Genomic DNA, 15548 nt, shown 5'->3' on the forward strand with positions numbered 1-15548 from the left:
ACCAAACCCTGCGGAGGTGCCGGGATCGTACGTGACACCTTAAGAATTAACAAAATGCACCGGCGCAAGAACGCCGGCAAATAAGAAAGAAGCGGCGCGATGGCGGAACGTTCTCAAAACTTGCAGGATCTCTTTCTCAACACGGTCCGCAAGCAAAAGATTTCTTTGACCATTTTCCTCATCAACGGCGTCAAGCTGACGGGTGTCGTAACATCGTTTGACAATTTCTGTGTGCTGTTGCGCCGCGACGGTCATTCTCAGCTCGTCTACAAGCACGCCATCTCGACGATCATGCCGGGCCAGCCGTTGCAGATGTTCGAGAATGAGGAAGCTGCCTCCTGACGGGGTGTGAGGAACATTACCAAGCGTGATTTAAAATCGTCGTCGATCATTCCGGAGCTCGAGACGCTCCGTGATGATTCGCGTGCCGTCGTCATCGTTCCGATCCTGAAAAAAACCGGGAAGGCGTCTGCCGACATCGTTGCGCAGCCCGCCACGCGTTCGGACGAAAGCCGGCTGGAGGAGGCGACGGGCCTGGCGCTCGCCATCGACCTCGACGTCGTTCACGGCATGATCGTTCCCGTCGCCCAGCCGAAACCGGGCACGCTGCTCGGCACCGGCAAGATCGAGGAGATCGGCCACGTTCTGAGCGATAAGGATGCGGGGCTCGTGATCGTCGATCACCCGCTGACGCCCGTCCAGCAGCGCAATCTCGAGAAGGAATGGAACGCCAAGGTCATCGACCGCACCGGCCTCATTCTGGAAATCTTCGGCCGGCGCGCCTCCACCAGGGAGGGCACGCTGCAGGTCGATCTTGCACATCTCAATTATCAGAAGGGTCGCCTGGTTCGCAGCTGGACGCACCTCGAACGGCAGCGTGGCGGCGCGGGTTTCATGGGCGGGCCCGGCGAAACGCAGATCGAGGCCGACCGCCGGCTGCTGCAGGACAGGATCGTCAAACTGGAGCGCGAGTTGGAGCAGGTGCGGCGCACGCGCCAGCTTCATCGGTCGAAGCGCAAGAAGGTGCCGCATCCGATCGTCGCGCTGGTAGGCTATACGAACGCGGGCAAATCGACGCTTTTCAATCGGATGACCGGGGCCGGTGTGCTCGCCGAGGACATGCTCTTCGCGACGCTGGATCCGACGCTGAGGCGGCTGAAACTGCCGCATGGGCGTATGGTCATCCTCTCCGACACCGTCGGATTCATTTCCGATCTGCCGACGCATCTGGTCGCCGCCTTCCGGGCGACGCTGGAAGAGGTACTCGAGGCCGACCTGGTCCTGCATGTGCGCGATCTGTCCGATCCGGATAATCAGGCGCAGGCAAGCGACGTGCTGCGCATCCTGGCCGATCTCGGTATTGACGAGAAGGAGGGGGCCGAGCGCATTGTCGAGGTTTGGAACAAGATCGACAAGGTCGAGCCGGAAGTGCGCGAAGCGCTGGTGAAGAAGGCCGCGAGCGCCGACAACACGGTCGCCGTCTCGGCCATGACCGGCGAAGGTGTGGACGATCTTCTCGCTGAAATAGGCAGGCGTCTTTCGGGCGTCATGACCGAGTGCACCGTCGTTCTGGGTCTCGATCAGCTACAGTTGCTGCCCTGGGTTTACCAGCATGCGATCGTCGACGGCCGCGAAGATCTCGAAGATGGGCGCGTGAGCCTGGATCTCCGTCTGACGGAGGGAGAGGCCACCGAGCTCGAGAGACGGCTGGGCAACGGCCCGAAGGCCGTCCAAGAGGATTGGTAGCATCCTGGCGTGTTGCGCCATTCCCTGATTTCCCGCACGGCCTATGAGAAGTTTTTCGAGGGCCTTCCCTCATCCCTGTGCTCGTCACAGGGATGAGAGCAGCGCCGCGTCTGCGGCGCAATGAAGCGCGCCGAGGGACCGCACCCTCTCCACCTCATCCCTGTGCTCGTCACAGGGATCCAGCAGCGCCGCGTCTGCGGCGCGGAAGAGTCCTTCCAGTCCAATGACTTGGTCCGGCTGGATTCCTGTGACAAGCACAGGAATGAGGGCCGGGGAGGTTTGGGCGCTACAACTTGCGCTTGCGAATATGCGAGGGAATGGTCAACCTTTCACGCAATGAAGGGTTACGTCTACATTCTCGCATCGAAGCGCAACGGGACGCTGTACACGGGCGTGACCCGGGACCTGCCGCGCCGCCTCCTGGAGCACCAGAACGATCTGACGCCTGGGTTCACGTCCAGATACGGCGTGAAGACCTTGGTGTGGTTCGAGGAGTTCGACCTGCTGACTTCCGCCATCATGCGGGAGAAGACGATGAAGAAATGGCCGAGGAAGTGGAAGCTTCAGTTGATAGAAGAATTGAACCCGGAATGGGAAGATATCTCTCACTATCTTCACGGTTTATGAAGCGCGCCGAGGGACCGCACCCTCTCCACCTCATCCCTGTGCTCGTCACAGGGATCCAGCAGCGCCGCGTCTGCGGCGCGGAAGAGTCTTTCCAGCCCAAGGACTTGGTCTGGCTGGATTCCTGTGACAAGCACAGGAATGAGGAGGGCACGGGTGTGACGGAAACCTTCGTCCACTATCGCACGGGCTGTGAGAAGTTTTCTGAAGGACCGCACCCCTTCCACCCTCATCCCTGTGCTCGTCACAGGGATCCAGCAGCGCCGCGTCTGCGGCGCGAAAGAGTCTTTCCAGTCCAATGACTTGGCCTGGCTGGATTCCTCAACAGGCAGATACAAGGAACGGCAATGACGCAGCGGATAGCGCCGCAAGCCTAGGTCAGCTGCCTTTCGATAGCCTTCGCCGCCTGCCAGAGTTCTTCCATGCGCTCCAGCGATGCCGCGTCGAGCGTTTCGCCTCCGGCTTCCAGTTCCTTTTCGATGTGGCCGAAGCGGCGCCGGAACTTGGTATTGGTGCCGCGCAGCGCCATTTCCGGATCGGTGCCGACATGGCGGCCGATATTGACGAGCGCGAAGATCAGGTCGCCGAGCTCGTCCGCGACCTTCCCCCGGTCACCGTCCTTCAGTGCCTGCCGCAGCTCGCCGATTTCCTCCTCGACCTTGTCGAGGATCGGCTCCGGCTCGGACCAGTCGAAGCCGACCTTTGCCGCCCGTTCCTGCAGCTTCAGCGCCTCGACCAACGCCGGAAAGCTGCGCTGGATCGAGCCGAGATGGCCGGCATGCTCCTCTTGCGACACGCCGCGCTGCAGGCGCCGTTGCCGCCGGTCGGCTTTCTCGGCCTGCTTGATCTCGTCCCATTGCAGCTTCACCGCCTCGGCGGTATCGGCGTCGGAGCGGGCGAAGACATGCGGATGGCGGCGGATCATCTTCCGCGTGATGGCTTCGACGACGTCGCCGAAGGAAAACGCGCCGGCTTCCTCGGCCATGCGTGCGTGAAACACCACCTGCAGCAGAAGGTCCCCGAGTTCGTCGCACAGGTCGTCCATGTCATGGCGCTCGATCGCGTCTGCGACCTCGTAGGCCTCTTCGATCGTATAAGGCCGGATCGTATCGAACGTCTGCACGACGTCCCAAGGGCAGCCCGTCTCCGGATCGCGGAGCGCGGCCATGATGTCGAGCAGACGTTGAATGTCGCGGGAAGCTTCCATGGCTCAGTTCAGCGGTATGGCGTTGGTGTCTTTGCTCGCCTGATAGGTATCGGACAGACGATCGTAGCGTGCCCGGATGCGGGCGTCCTGGCCGGTGAGCCGCTGCCGCGTTTCCGGATCGGTCTCCTGCATCAGTGCCGCGATGGACGCCGATTTCCAGAATGCATTCTGCCGGGCGTAGCCGCCCGGTTCGAGGCGGAAGACCTCCTTCAGGATTTTCAGGTCATGCGGAATAGCGAAGCTGTCGCGCGAATCCTCGTGGCTGAAGAAGTAGTAGAAGTTATCGAAACCTGCCCAGGTGATCGCCGAGAGACACATGGAGCAGGGCTCATGCGTCGACAGGAAGATCAGCTCGCGCGTGTCCGGCGTCTCGGCCATCTCGTAGAAGCGCTTGAGCGTGTGCACCTCGCCATGCCACAGCGGATTCTCGGTCTCGTTATTGGTTTCGGCCAGTACCAGCGACAGATCGGACTTGCGCAGGATAGCGGCGCCGAACACCTTGTTGCCGTCGGCTACGCCCTTCTCGGTGAGCGGCAGTATGTCCTCTTCGATGACGGTCAGCAGGCGCTCTGCCAGTCGGGTTTGTTTCATGTCTCGGTCTCCTGCTTTGAGCCGGCATTTAACGGAGGTCAGCCGATCGGCGCAATGGCCGAACCACCGGTGGTTCAGGGCTCCGGAGATATTTGCTCAAAAAGATCGGCTGTCGAGCAAAACAATACGTGACCGGAAAAGCATTGAAATTTCTGTTCCTTCAATTGTTGCGGCCTATAGGGGATATTCGCCGCAGCCTGCAAAAGGAGCCGTCCCCTCGTCATGTCGCAGAAATTGTCCGTCTTTCCGGCATTCTTTCGCGTCGCGCAGAAAAGCGTGGCGGTGTTCGGCAATGGGGATGAGGCCTTCGCCAAGGTGCGGTTGCTGCTGAACACCGAGGCGCGCATCGTCGCCTATGCGGATCGGCCGGAACCGGCATTCGAAGCTTTTCTGGATGCCAACAATATCGAGACCGTGCGCGAACCCTTTGGGGCTCATCAGGTGGAAGGCGCCGTCCTCGTCTTTGCCGCGACCGGAGATGCGGCGCTTGACCGCGTTGTCGTGACTGCGGCCCGCGAGCGGAAAATCCCCGCAAATGCCGTGGATCAGCCGGACTATTGCGATTTCCTGACGCCGGCACTCGTCAACCGGGCGCCCGTCGCAGTTGCGATCGGCACAGAAGGGGCAGGGCCGGTTCTGGCTCAGATGATCCGCGCGCAGATCGATCAATTGCTGTCGCCGTCGCTGGGTATCGTTGCCTCTCTGGCAGCCAACTATCGCGACGCCGTCGACCGCCTCGTGCCGCGCGGCGTCGCGCGGCGTGTTTTCTGGCGGCGCTTCTTCTCAGGCCCCGTGGCGGATCACGTCGCGGTCGGCGATCTTGCATCCGCACGCCGGGAGGCCTCGAAGCTTCTGGATGCCGCGGGCGGTGTGGCCGGCCATGTGTGGCTGGTCGGCGCCGGCCCGGGCGCCGAAGACCTGCTGACGCTCCGGGCGCAGCGCGTGATGATGGAAGCGGACGCCATCGTCTATGATGCGCTGGTGCCGCAAGCGATCGTCGACATGGGCCGCCGCGACGCCGAGCGGCTTTCGGTCGGCAAGCGCAAGGGCTGCCATACCAAGTCGCAGGACGAGATCAATCAGTTGCTGGTGAAGCTTGCCGGCGAAGGCAAGCGCGTCGTCCGGCTGAAATCCGGCGACCCTCTGGTCTACGGCCGGGCAGGCGAGGAAATGGCGGCGCTGCGTGAGGCCGGCATCAGCTACGAGGTGGTGCCGGGGATCACATCGGCCTTTGCCGCGGCCGCCGATTTCGAGCTGCCGCTGACGCTGCGCGGCGTGGCGTCGTCGCTGGTTTTCACGACGGGCCACGATTTGACAGGCAGCGTTCTTCCCGATTGGGCGCGACTGGCCGTTTCCGGCGCGACGATTGCGGTCTATATGGGCCGTACCGTTGCGGCTTCCGTCGCCTCGCGGCTCATGCAGGCCGGTCTGCCGCAGGACACGACCGTCGCTGTCATCGAGAATGCGAGCCGTGCCGAGCGCCGTCTCCTGCACGGTACGCTCCGCGATCTGCCGGACCTCGAGGCCCGCACGGAACTGGACGGGCCGGTCATGGTGATCATCGGCGAAGCGGTCGCGGGCGCGAATTTCGCACGCTCCGAGCCGCTTGCGGCCGGCCGCATCAAGTATAGCGGTGCCGGCAAAGTTTCAGCGAAACGCACCGAACAGATTTGGAATTGAGGACGACGCGATGGTGGAAAAGGTTCTGACGGCAAACCGTCTGGCGGATGGCATTTCCGTCTGGCTCGACGCTTCCGGCAATTGGGTGGAGTCGTTGCAGGATGCCTTCGTCGCTCGCCATGCGGAGGCCGTCGCGGCCCTGGAGGCGACCGGAAAGCGCTCGTTCGACGAGAATAAAGTGGTAGACGTCAACGTTGTCGACGTCGAGGAAGTCGACGGTACGCTGCGGCCGTTGCGCATGCGTGAGCGGATCCGCGCCGAAGGGCCGTCGATCCCCTACGCTCCCGGATATAGTGGGCTTGCAGGCCCAAAGAATGTTGCTGCCTGAGGACCTGAGAAGCCATGTATCGTTACGACGAATTCGACCACGCCTTCGTTTCCGCACGCGTCGAGCAGTTCCGCGACCAGGTCCAGCGGCGGCTGTCCGGTGAACTTGCGGAGGATGCGTTCAAGCCGCTGCGCCTGATGAACGGCGTCTATCTGCAGCTCCATGCCTATATGCTCCGCGTCGCCATCCCCTATGGTACGCTCTCGAGCCGGCAGATGCGGATGCTCGCCCATATCGCCCGGAAATATGACCGCGGCTACGGACATTTCACCACGCGCCAGAACATCCAGTACAACTGGCCGCGCCTTTCCGACACGCCTGATATCCTCCAGGAGCTGGCGAGCGTGGAGATGCACGCGCTGCAGACCTCCGGCAACTGCATTCGCAATGTGACGGCGGACCATTTCGCCGGTGCCGCGGCTGACGAAGTCGCCGATCCGCGCCCCTATGCCGAAATCCTCAGGCAATGGTCGAGCGTCCATCCGGAGTTCTCGTTCCTGCCGCGCAAGTTCAAGATCGCGGTGACCGGCGCCGAGCGCGACCGCGCTGCCATTCAGGTGCATGACATCGGCCTGCACCTGAAGAAGGACGAGAATGGCAAGCTCGGCTTTGCCGTCTATGTGGGCGGCGGGCAGGGCCGCACGCCGCTGATCGCCAAGAAAATCCGCGACTTCCTGCCGGAAGAAGATCTGCTTTCCTACACGACCGCGATCATGCGCGTTTACAACCTTCATGGTCGCCGCGACAACAAGTACAAGGCGCGCATCAAGATCCTTGTTCATGAAACCGGTGCCGAGGAACTGGCCCGTCAGGTGGAGGTCGAATTCGCCAATCTGAAGGACACGGAACTGAAGCTGCCGGATGCGGATATTCAGGCAATTGCTGCTTATTTTGCGCCGGCGATGCTGCCGAATCGGCCCGAGGGCTGGGGCAGTCTCGCCCGCTGGAAGAAGGCCGATGCGGAATTTGCACGCTGGGTGCACCAGAACGTTCAGCCGCACAAGCATCCCGATTACGGCATGGTAACGATCTCGCTGAAGCCGATCGGCGGCATTCCGGGCGACGCGAGCCACGAACAGATGGATGCGGTCGCCGATATCGCCGAGGAATATGCCTTCGACGAGATACGCGTCAGCCACGAGCAGAACCTGATCCTGCCGCATGTGGCGCTGGCGGACCTCGAGCCGGTCTATCGCGCCCTGGTCGCCGCCGGCCTCGCCACCGCCAATGCGGGGCTGATCACCGACATCATTGCCTGTCCGGGGCTCGACTACTGTGCGCTTGCCAATGCACGCTCGATTCCGGTCGCGCAGGAGATTTCGAACCGTTTCGGCTCGCCCGAGCGGCAGGCCGAAATCGGCGAGCTCAAGATCAAGATCTCCGGCTGCATCAATGCCTGCGGGCATCATCACGTCGGCCATATCGGTCTTCTGGGCGTCGAGAAGAAGGGCGCGGAGCTCTATCAGATCACGCTCGGCGGCTCCGGTGACGAACATACATCGATCGGCGAGATCATCGGCCGCGGCTTCGAGCCGGAAAGAGTGACCGACGCGGTGGAGACGATCGTCGACACCTATCTCGGCTTGCGCCGAGACAAGTCCGAGACCTTCCTCGAAGCCTATCGCCGGGTGGGGCCGCAGCCTTTCAAGGACGCGCTCTATGGCGGCGGTGCCCAGGCGGCGGCGTGATCAAAGGACAGCATAAGATGACGAAAATCTGGAAAGAAACGGGCTTCGTGAACGATGATCCCTGGGTGATCGAAACCGACGAGACCAAAGCCGGGTCGAACGAAAAGGCGATCCTGAACATCGACGCCTTCCTGGCTGCGGTTGCGGAGAGCGATGCCTCGGAGCTTGGCGTTCTGATCAACCCCGCAGACGACGTGATGCGTCTTCAGCCCCATCTCGAAAGGATAGCGCTGGTGGCGGTGGCATTTCCGGCTTTCAGCGACGGCCGGTCCTTCAGCCATGCTTCGCTGCTGCGTTCGCGGCTCGGTTACCAGGGCGAAATTCGCGCCGTCGGAGACGTGCTGATCGACCCGATCCCGCTTATGCTGCGTTGCGGCGTCGACAGCTTCGCCGTAACCAACGCCACGGCGATCAAGCGGCTTTCGGAGGGCCGGCTGCCGGGCATTTCCAACCACTACCAGCCGACGGCAAAGCCGTCCGTCAACGCCAATTCCTACAGCTGGCGCCGCGTCTCGTGAGCGGCGCGGCCGCGACAGTGTGAAGCAAGCCGAAATCCTCGAAAGCGACTATATTTGGAAGGGATTTCCTTTCAATTCGGCATGGGTTGGAATATCCGCTTGTAGTTGATAAACAGCGTCACCATTTATAGGACTGTGGTCACGATGAATGCTCCGGCAAAAAAAGAAGATTTCGCGGTACAGGCTCCGGCAGGCGTCTTCGCTGAAACGGTGACGAGCGTCGAACACTACACCGACCGGCTCTTCCGCTTCCGCATGACGCGCCCGCAGGAGTTCCGCTTCCGCTCGGGCGAATTTGCGATGATCGGCCTGATGGTTGGCGACAAGCCCGTTTATCGTGCCTATTCGATCGCGAGCCCGGCCTGGGACGAGGAACTGGAATTCTTCTCGATCAAGGTGCCTGACGGACCGCTGACGTCGCATCTGCAGGGGATCAAGCCCGGGGACCAGGTGCTGATGCGCAAAAAGCCGACGGGCACGCTGGTGCTGGATGCGCTCGTGCCTGGCCGCAGGCTCTATATGTTTTCGACGGGCACGGGTATCGCGCCTTTTGCGAGCCTCATCCGCGACCCGGAGACCTTCGAGAAGTTCGAGGAGGTCATCCTCACCCACACGTGCCGCGACGTGGCGGAGCTGAAATATGGCTTCGACCTTGTCGAGGAAATCCGCAACCACGAATTCCTGAACGAGATCGTCGGCGACAAGCTCCGGCACTACGCGACGGTGACGCGTGAGGAATATCCTTTCAAGGGCCGGATCACCGACCTGATGACCAACGGCAAGTTCTTCGCCGACCTTGGCCTCCCGCCGCTCGATCCCGCGATCGACCGCGGCATGATCTGCGGCTCCACTGCCATGCTGAAGGACACCAAGGAAATCCTCGAAGCCGCCGGCCTGACGGAAGGCGCCAACAACAAGCCGGCAGAGTTCGTCATCGAACGTGCGTTCGTCGGCTGATCCCTGCCGCCGAGGGCATAGCGTCCTCCTAGAGCATTTCAACGTTTCATAGAAACATTGAAATGCTCTAGCGATCTGATTCAACGCACTTCCGGACGGTAAACCGTCACACACTCTTCCTTGAAGTGCTCTAAAGACATTTCGCCCCTCATCCGCCTGCCGGCACCTTCTCCCCGCAAGCGGGGCGAAGGGACTCGTGGCGGGCGCTCCGGCTGCCAATAATCACCAGCATTTGTGGGGGATCGCCTCCCCCGCGCGCGGGGAAAGGGATCGGGCGTGGGGAAACCCGAGGAGTGGACGAACTCGCCTCCGTGGCTGCAGGTTTAAAACGCGACCTCCACCAGAGCACTTCCAGGTAACGGCCCGCCGTAAAAGCGGGCCGCAGTCATTTCGAGCGGTTGGAGGATCAGTGCAGGATCTGGCTGAGGAACAGCTTGGTCCGCTCGTGCTGCGGATTGTCGAAGAACTCGGCCGGCGAGTTCTGTTCGACGATCTGGCCCTGGTCCATGAAGATCACGCGGTTGGCGACCTGTCGGGCGAAGCCCATTTCGTGGGTGACGCAGATCATGGTCATGCCCTCTTCGGCGAGTCCCACCATGGTGTCGAGCACTTCCTTGACCATTTCCGGGTCGAGCGCAGAGGTAGGCTCGTCGAAGAGAAGGATTTTCGGCCGCATGCAAAGCGAGCGGGCGATGGCGACGCGCTGCTGCTGACCGCCCGAAAGCTGGCCTGGATATTTGAGCGCCTGCTCCGGAATCTTCACGCGCTCCAGGAAGTGCATCGCCACCTGCTCGGCTTCCTTCTTCGGCATCTTGCGGACCCAGATCGGCGCCAGCGTGCAGTTTTCCAGGATCGTGAGATGCGGGAAGAGGTTGAAGTGCTGGAAGACCATGCCGACTTCCCGACGCACTTCGTCGATCTTCTTCAGGTCGTTGGTGAGTTCGATGCCGTCGACGACGATCTTGCCCTTCTGGTGCTCCTCGAGCCGATTGATGCAGCGAATCATCGTCGACTTGCCGGAGCCCGACGGGCCGGCGACGACGATGCGCTCGCCGCGCATGACCTTGAGATTGATGTCGCGCAGCACATGGAAATCACCGTACCATTTGTTCATGTTGGTGATTTCGATCGCGACATCCGTCGTCGAGACGGCCAATTTCGGTGCAGTGGCGGTATTTGCCATTTTCTTTTCCCCTTTTTTTACCGCTGGCTTCTGTCGAGCAGGCGTTCCATGAAGCCTGAATAGCGTGACATGCCGAAGCAGAAAAGCCAAAAGACGAAGCCCGCGAAGATAAGACCGGTCAGCGGCGTGACGGCGCTGGCCCAGTTCGTATCGCTGAAGTTCAGGCGAACGATGCCGAGCAGATCGAACATGCCGATGATCGACACGAGCGAGGTGTCCTTGAACAGGCCTATGAATGTGTTGACGATACCGGGAATGACCAGCTTCAGGGCCTGCGGCAAAACGATGAAGCCCATTTTCTGCCAAAAGCTGAGCCCCAGCGAATCGGCGCCCTCATACTGGCCCTTCGGAATTGCCTGCAGACCGCCGCGAACGACTTCCGCCATGTAGGCGGAGGCAAAGAGCGACACACCGATCAGGGCGCGCAGGAACTTGTCGAAGGTGACGCCCTGCGGCAGGAACAGCGGCAGCATGACGCTGGCCATGAACAGCACCGTGATCAATGGAACGCCGCGGATGACTTCGATGAAGACGGTGCACAGCATCTTGATCACCGGCATGTTCGACCGGCGTCCAAGCGCCAGCAGGATGCCGAGCGGCAGCGAAACTGCGATGCCGACGAAGGAGAGGACCAGGGTGACCATCAGGCCGCCCCAGAGCGGCGTTTCGACATAGGTGAGGCCGAACCAGCCGCCGGGCAGGAGGATCGCCGCAAGGATGGGCAGGGCGACCAGCAGCAGAAGTGCGTTCAATCCCTTGTATGGGATTCTCGGTATCAGCATCGGCACCAGCAGCAACACGAAAAGGATGCCGACGAGTGCCGGACGCCAGCGCTCATCGAGCGGGTAGCGGCCAAAAAGGAACTGGGCGAATTTCGCATTGACGAAAGCCCAGCAGGCGCCGCTCCAGCCTTCCGGTTGCGAGCCGCCTTGCGAGAGCGTGGCACAGACGCCGCGGCCGCCGCCGCTCCAGGCGGCATCGATGAAGAGCCACTGGATTGCGGGCGGCACCAGCCATGCCAGGATGAGCAGGCTGATGATCGTCAGGGCCGTGTCCTTGGGCGTGGCGAACAGATTTTTCCGCAGCCAGGAGACGACACCGCTTTCCAGCGACGGGGCAGGCGAAGCTTCGATCATCGAAGCGCGAACGAAAGAGGCCTGATTCGTGCTCATGATCTCACCTCTCCACCAGCGCCATTCGGGCGTTGTACCAGTTCATGAACAGCGACGTCGCGAGGCTCAGGCTGAGATAGACGATGAGCCAGATGCTTACGATCTCGATCGACTGTCCGGTCTGGTTGAGGATGGTGCCGCCGACGGCCACGAGGTCGGCATAACCGATGGCAACCGCCAGCGAAGAGTTCTTGGTGAGGTTGAGATATTGACTGGTCAGCGGCGGAATGATGATGCGCATCGCCTGCGGCACGACCACGAGGCGCGTCGTCAGCGCCGGGCGTATGCCGAGCGCATGTGCCGCCTCCGTCTGGCCCTTGGAAACGCCGCGGATACCGGCCCGGACGATTTCAGCGATGAAGGCTGCCGTGTAGAAGGAAAGCGCGAGGAACAGCGACATGAACTCCGGTCCGACGACCGAACCGCCCGTGAGGTTGAACTTGCCCGCCACGGGAATGTCGAAGGTGATCGGCGCACCGGTCACGAGAAATGTGACCAGCGGCAGGCCGATGATCAGTCCGAGCACGGTCCACAGGACGGGAAGGCGCTCGCCGGTCGCCAACTGCCGTTGGCGCGCGTAACGGGCAAAGAGCACACTTGCGGCGACGGCGATAACAAAGGCGAGGAGCGTGTATCCTGCACCCTCTTCGGCAATCGGCCTCGGAAAGGCGACACCGCGATTGCTCAGAAAGATATCGAAGGGCAGGGCAAGCGCATCTCGTGCCTGCGGCAATATCGACAGCACCCCGCTGTACCAGAAGAATATGACGAGCAGCGGCGGGATGTTGCGGAACACCTCGACATAGGCCAGCGAGAGCTTGGCGATGATCCAATTGTGCGAAAGGCGTCCGATGCCGACGATAAAACCGATGATCGTCGCCGTGATGATTCCGGTAATTGCGACGAGCAAAGTGTTGACGAAGCCGACCAGCAAGGCGCGGCCATAGGTGGAATCGCTGGTAAATGAAATCAGCGACTGTCCGACATCGAAGCCGGCGCGGCTTCTAACGAAGTCGTAGCCGGATGCGATGTTCGCGCGTCTCAGGTTGTCGACGGTGTTGTCGACGATCCAGTAGATGAGCGCTGCGAGGATGATGATGGTGATTGCCTGATAGAATATCCCGCGCACCTGAGGATCGTTGATGATCGATCCCGATGTCGTGCTTCGTTCAGGCGCGTTGGTGACGCCAATGGCCATGCAAAGCCTCTTTCCCCTAATCCATCCTTTCGGATGTTCCCGTTATCGGGTTTTTATCGTTGATCGGGGGAACGGCCGCGCCGTCCCCCCTCCATCCGCGTCCGATCAGCGGACCGGCGGTGCGTACTGGAGACCGCCCTTGTTCCAGAGGGCGTTGAGGCCGCGCTCTATCTTCAGCGGGCTGCCTGCGCCGATGTTGCGGTCGAACACTTCGCCGTAGTTTCCGACTGCCTTGACGATATTGACCGCCCATTCGTTGGTGAGGCCGAGGTCCGTGCCGATCTTGCTGTCGGCCTCTACGCCCAGGAAGCGTTGAACGTCGGGGTTCGTCGACTTCTTCATTTCTTCGACATTGGCCTGGGTTATGCCGAACTCTTCGGCCTGGACCAGGGCGTAGTGAACCCAGCTGACGATGTCGAACCACTGATCGTCACCCTGGCGGACCGCCGGTGCGAGCGGCTCTTTGGAGATGATCTCCGGCAGAACGATGTGGTCATCGGGCTTCGAGAGGGTGAGGCGCAGCGAATAGAGGCCGGACTGGTCGGTCGTATAGACGTCGCAACGGCCGGCGTCGTAGGCAGCGTTCACTTCCTCGAGTTTTTCGAAGACGACCGGATTGTACTGCAGATTGTTCGCCTTGAAGTAGTCGGCAAGGTTGAGCTCGGTCGTCGTGCCCGTCTGAACGCAGACGGCGGCGCCGGAAAGCTCGAGGGCGGACTTCACGTCGAGTTCCTTGCGAACCATGAAGCCCTGGCCGTCGTAATAGTTGACGGGACGGAAGTTGAAGCCAAGCGCGGTGTCGCGGTTGATCGACCAGGTCGTGTTGCGCGCAAGCACGTCGACTTCGCCGGACTGCAGCGCCGGAAAGCGTTCCTTGGCGGAGAGCGGCGTATACTTGACCTTGCTGCCGTCGGCGAATATCGCAGCCGCAATCGCCTTGCAGTAGTCGACGTCGAAACCGCTCCAATTGCCCGAGGCGTCAGGGGCTGCGAAACCGGCGAGGCCGGTATTCACGCCGCACTGGACGAAGCCCTTGGCCTTTACGTCGTCGAGCGTCGCGGCGGATGCCGCATGTGTGCCAATCCCCACGACAGCAGCGCCAACGAGAGCTGTCAGAATTCTTCTTGCCATTTTTTCGAACCTTTTCGGTTGTCGTTTTTCGCGTCTGCACGGTAGCGCGCTCTTGGCGCGTGCAGCCTCAGCCACCCTCCTGGCCTGAGTAAAAACTATCTCATGCTCAAAATCTGGAAGGGTCAAGAGACGTGGCCGATTTTGTGATCTTCCATGTGAAAAACGTGAAGCTCGCCAGAAGTTTAGGCAGGTCCCGCGACGGAATCGCCCGCCATGGATAAAAAACCGCCAGTTGCGCCTCCTTCATGATTCACAGTCGGCCGGCTCGAATTTTTCCTTGACCCGGCCCGTAGCCCGTTCGATGAGTCGGCAGCGAAAATCAACAGCGGATGTTTCAATGGCAGACAACACGAGCGGGCGAGCGGAGCAGGGCATCAATACCCGCCTCGCGCATACCGGCAACAATCCCTCCGACTTCCATGGTTTCGTCAATCCGCCGGTGGTTCACGCTTCCACCGTGCTGTTCCCGAATGCGAGGACGATGGAGACGCGGGCGCAGAAATATACTTACGGTACGCGCGGCACACCGACGACCGACGCGCTTTGCGAGGCCGTGAACGAGCTGGAGGGCGCAGCGGGCACGATCCTCGTTCCTTCCGGGCTAGCTGCGGTCACGGTGCCGTTCCTGGCCTATCTGTCTTCGGGCGACCATGTGCTCATCGTCGATTCGGTCTACTTCCCCACCCGCCATTTCTGCGACACGATGCTCTCCAGGCTCGGCGTCACTGTCGAATATTATGACCCGACGATCGGCGCCGGGATCGAAAACCTGATCAGGCCGAACACGCGGCTGGTGCATACGGAAGCTCCGGGCTCGAATACGTTCGAGATGCAGGATATTCCGGCAATCTCCGCCGCGGCGCACCGGCACGGCTGTATCGTGACCATGGATAACACCTGGGCGACGCCGGTCTACTTCCGGCCCCTCGACCACGGCGTCGACGTTTCGATCCATGCGGCGACCAAATACCCCTCCGGTCACTCGGACGTTCTTCTCGGAACCGTTTCCGCCAATGCGGCCCATTGGCCGGCACTCAGCGAGGCGATGGTTACGCTCGGCGTCTGCGTTTCGCCGGACGACAGTTATCAGATCCTGCGCGGCCTGCGCACGATGGGCGTTCGCCTGGAGCGCCATCAGGCAAGCGCGCTGGCGATCGCTGAATGGCTCGAGGGCCGTGACGAGGTGGCGCGCGTGCTTCATCCGGCACTGCCGAGCTTTCCCGGACACGAATTGTGGAAGCGCGACTTTGGCGGCGCGAGCGGGATATTCTCCTTCGTGCTCAGGGCTGAACCGGAAGACGGCAAGGCAAAGGCGCATGCCTTCCTGGATGCGCTCTCGCTGTTCGGGCTCGGTTACTCCTGGGGCGGCTTCGAAAGCCTCGCCGTTCACGTGAATCTCTCCGACCGCAAGGTCGCGAAGGCCCCGTCCGAGGGGCCGGTCATCCGGCTTCAGATCGGACTCGAGGATGTACCGGACATCCGCCGGGATATCGAGGCGGGGCTCGCCGCGGCAAACGCCGTCTGA

General features: G+C 61.4%; 15 protein-coding genes. 9 read left to right on the forward strand and 6 right to left on the reverse strand.

The window, feature by feature from the left end:
* The first annotated feature begins 99 nt into the window (after positions 1-99).
* The 3 genes from hfq (at position 100) to AC5J09_RS19500 (ending at position 2373) form a co-directional block, all read left to right on the forward strand.
* Entirely contained in the window at positions 100-342 is a 243-nt protein-coding gene (gene hfq / locus AC5J09_RS19490; RefSeq protein ID WP_003535434.1) for an RNA chaperone Hfq, read from the forward strand.
* Positions 343-348: 6 nt separating this feature from the next.
* Positions 349-1746 (forward strand): GTPase HflX, encoded by a 1398-nt coding sequence (gene hflX / locus AC5J09_RS19495; RefSeq protein WP_494298270.1) that lies wholly within the window; start codon positions 349-351, stop codon positions 1744-1746.
* A 336-nt stretch (positions 1747-2082) separates the two neighbouring features.
* Entirely contained in the window at positions 2083-2373 is a 291-nt protein-coding gene (locus AC5J09_RS19500) for a GIY-YIG nuclease family protein (RefSeq protein WP_494298925.1), read from the forward strand.
* A gap of 370 nt (positions 2374-2743) precedes the next feature.
* Here AC5J09_RS19500 and mazG read toward each other — a convergent pair whose 3' ends face one another.
* Positions 2744-3577 (reverse strand): nucleoside triphosphate pyrophosphohydrolase, encoded by an 834-nt coding sequence (gene mazG / locus AC5J09_RS19505; RefSeq protein ID WP_324763311.1) that lies wholly within the window; start codon positions 3575-3577, stop codon positions 2744-2746.
* Positions 3578-3580: 3 nt separating this feature from the next.
* Positions 3581-4168, reverse strand: coding sequence for a deaminase (locus AC5J09_RS19510; protein ID WP_494298272.1), 588 nt, complete (start codon positions 4166-4168; stop codon positions 3581-3583).
* A 222-nt stretch (positions 4169-4390) separates the two neighbouring features.
* On the opposite strand from AC5J09_RS19510, the gene cysG reads away from it, so the two are divergent.
* From cysG to AC5J09_RS19535, 5 genes are all read left to right on the forward strand, one after another.
* The gene (gene cysG, locus AC5J09_RS19515) at positions 4391-5848 is read left to right on the forward strand and encodes a siroheme synthase CysG (protein WP_494298274.1); all 1458 of its coding nucleotides are present in this window, start codon (positions 4391-4393) and stop codon (positions 5846-5848) included.
* Between the two features lie 10 nt (positions 5849-5858).
* Positions 5859-6176 (forward strand): DUF2849 domain-containing protein, encoded by a 318-nt coding sequence (locus tag AC5J09_RS19520; RefSeq protein WP_018097788.1) that lies wholly within the window; start codon positions 5859-5861, stop codon positions 6174-6176.
* A gap of 14 nt (positions 6177-6190) precedes the next feature.
* Complete coding sequence (locus AC5J09_RS19525) at positions 6191-7864, forward strand: nitrite/sulfite reductase (protein WP_379940921.1); 1674 nt, start codon at positions 6191-6193, stop codon at positions 7862-7864.
* 17 nt (positions 7865-7881) lie between these two features.
* Positions 7882-8382 (forward strand): DUF934 domain-containing protein, encoded by a 501-nt coding sequence (locus tag AC5J09_RS19530; protein WP_275598024.1) that lies wholly within the window; start codon positions 7882-7884, stop codon positions 8380-8382.
* A 144-nt stretch (positions 8383-8526) separates the two neighbouring features.
* On the forward strand, positions 8527-9339 hold the full coding sequence (locus AC5J09_RS19535; RefSeq protein WP_018097785.1) for a ferredoxin--NADP reductase: 813 nt from the start codon (positions 8527-8529) through the stop codon (positions 9337-9339).
* A 406-nt stretch (positions 9340-9745) separates the two neighbouring features.
* Here the strand turns inward: AC5J09_RS19535 and AC5J09_RS19540 are convergent, their stop codons facing one another.
* From AC5J09_RS19540 to AC5J09_RS19555, 4 genes are all read right to left on the reverse strand, one after another.
* Entirely contained in the window at positions 9746-10522 is a 777-nt protein-coding gene (locus AC5J09_RS19540) for an amino acid ABC transporter ATP-binding protein (protein WP_100673924.1), read from the reverse strand.
* Positions 10523-10539: 17 nt separating this feature from the next.
* Positions 10540-11694, reverse strand: a complete 1155-nt coding sequence (locus AC5J09_RS19545; RefSeq protein ID WP_100673923.1) for an amino acid ABC transporter permease — start codon at positions 11692-11694, stop codon at positions 10540-10542.
* A 4-nt stretch (positions 11695-11698) separates the two neighbouring features.
* Positions 11699-12892: an amino acid ABC transporter permease gene (locus AC5J09_RS19550; protein WP_494298277.1), complete on the reverse strand. Its 1194-nt coding sequence runs from the start codon at positions 12890-12892 to the stop codon at positions 11699-11701.
* Positions 12893-12997: 105 nt separating this feature from the next.
* Positions 12998-14023 (reverse strand): amino acid ABC transporter substrate-binding protein, encoded by a 1026-nt coding sequence (locus tag AC5J09_RS19555; protein ID WP_100673922.1) that lies wholly within the window; start codon positions 14021-14023, stop codon positions 12998-13000.
* A gap of 337 nt (positions 14024-14360) precedes the next feature.
* Between AC5J09_RS19555 and AC5J09_RS19560 the strand changes: the two genes are divergently transcribed.
* A complete protein-coding gene (locus AC5J09_RS19560) occupies positions 14361-15548 on the forward strand; it encodes a cystathionine beta-lyase (RefSeq protein WP_100673921.1) in 1188 nt (395 codons plus the stop codon).

This window comes from Sinorhizobium sp., from assembly GCF_059070375.1.

Bases quoted from the DNA above. Each gene is read 5' to 3' on its own strand.
- hfq (WP_003535434.1), top strand. From the start codon at position 100: ATGGCGGAACGTTCTCAAAACTTGCAGGATCTCTTTCTCAACACGGTC.
- AC5J09_RS19500 (WP_494298925.1), top strand. From the start codon at position 2,083: ATGAAGGGTTACGTCTACATTCTCGCATCGAAGCGCAACGGGACGCTG.
- mazG (WP_324763311.1), bottom strand. From the start codon at position 3,577: ATGGAAGCTTCCCGCGACATTCAACGTCTGCTCGACATCATGGCCGCG.
- AC5J09_RS19510 (WP_494298272.1), bottom strand. From the start codon at position 4,168: ATGAAACAAACCCGACTGGCAGAGCGCCTGCTGACCGTCATCGAAGAG.
- cysG (WP_494298274.1), top strand. From the start codon at position 4,391: ATGTCGCAGAAATTGTCCGTCTTTCCGGCATTCTTTCGCGTCGCGCAG.
- AC5J09_RS19520 (WP_018097788.1), top strand. From the start codon at position 5,859: ATGGTGGAAAAGGTTCTGACGGCAAACCGTCTGGCGGATGGCATTTCC.
- AC5J09_RS19525 (WP_379940921.1), top strand. From the start codon at position 6,191: ATGTATCGTTACGACGAATTCGACCACGCCTTCGTTTCCGCACGCGTC.
- AC5J09_RS19530 (WP_275598024.1), top strand. From the start codon at position 7,882: ATGACGAAAATCTGGAAAGAAACGGGCTTCGTGAACGATGATCCCTGG.
- AC5J09_RS19535 (WP_018097785.1), top strand. From the start codon at position 8,527: ATGAATGCTCCGGCAAAAAAAGAAGATTTCGCGGTACAGGCTCCGGCA.
- AC5J09_RS19540 (WP_100673924.1), bottom strand. From the start codon at position 10,522: ATGGCAAATACCGCCACTGCACCGAAATTGGCCGTCTCGACGACGGAT.
- AC5J09_RS19545 (WP_100673923.1), bottom strand. From the start codon at position 11,694: ATGAGCACGAATCAGGCCTCTTTCGTTCGCGCTTCGATGATCGAAGCT.
- AC5J09_RS19550 (WP_494298277.1), bottom strand. From the start codon at position 12,892: ATGGCCATTGGCGTCACCAACGCGCCTGAACGAAGCACGACATCGGGA.
- AC5J09_RS19555 (WP_100673922.1), bottom strand. From the start codon at position 14,023: ATGGCAAGAAGAATTCTGACAGCTCTCGTTGGCGCTGCTGTCGTGGGG.
- AC5J09_RS19560 (WP_100673921.1), top strand. From the start codon at position 14,361: ATGGCAGACAACACGAGCGGGCGAGCGGAGCAGGGCATCAATACCCGC.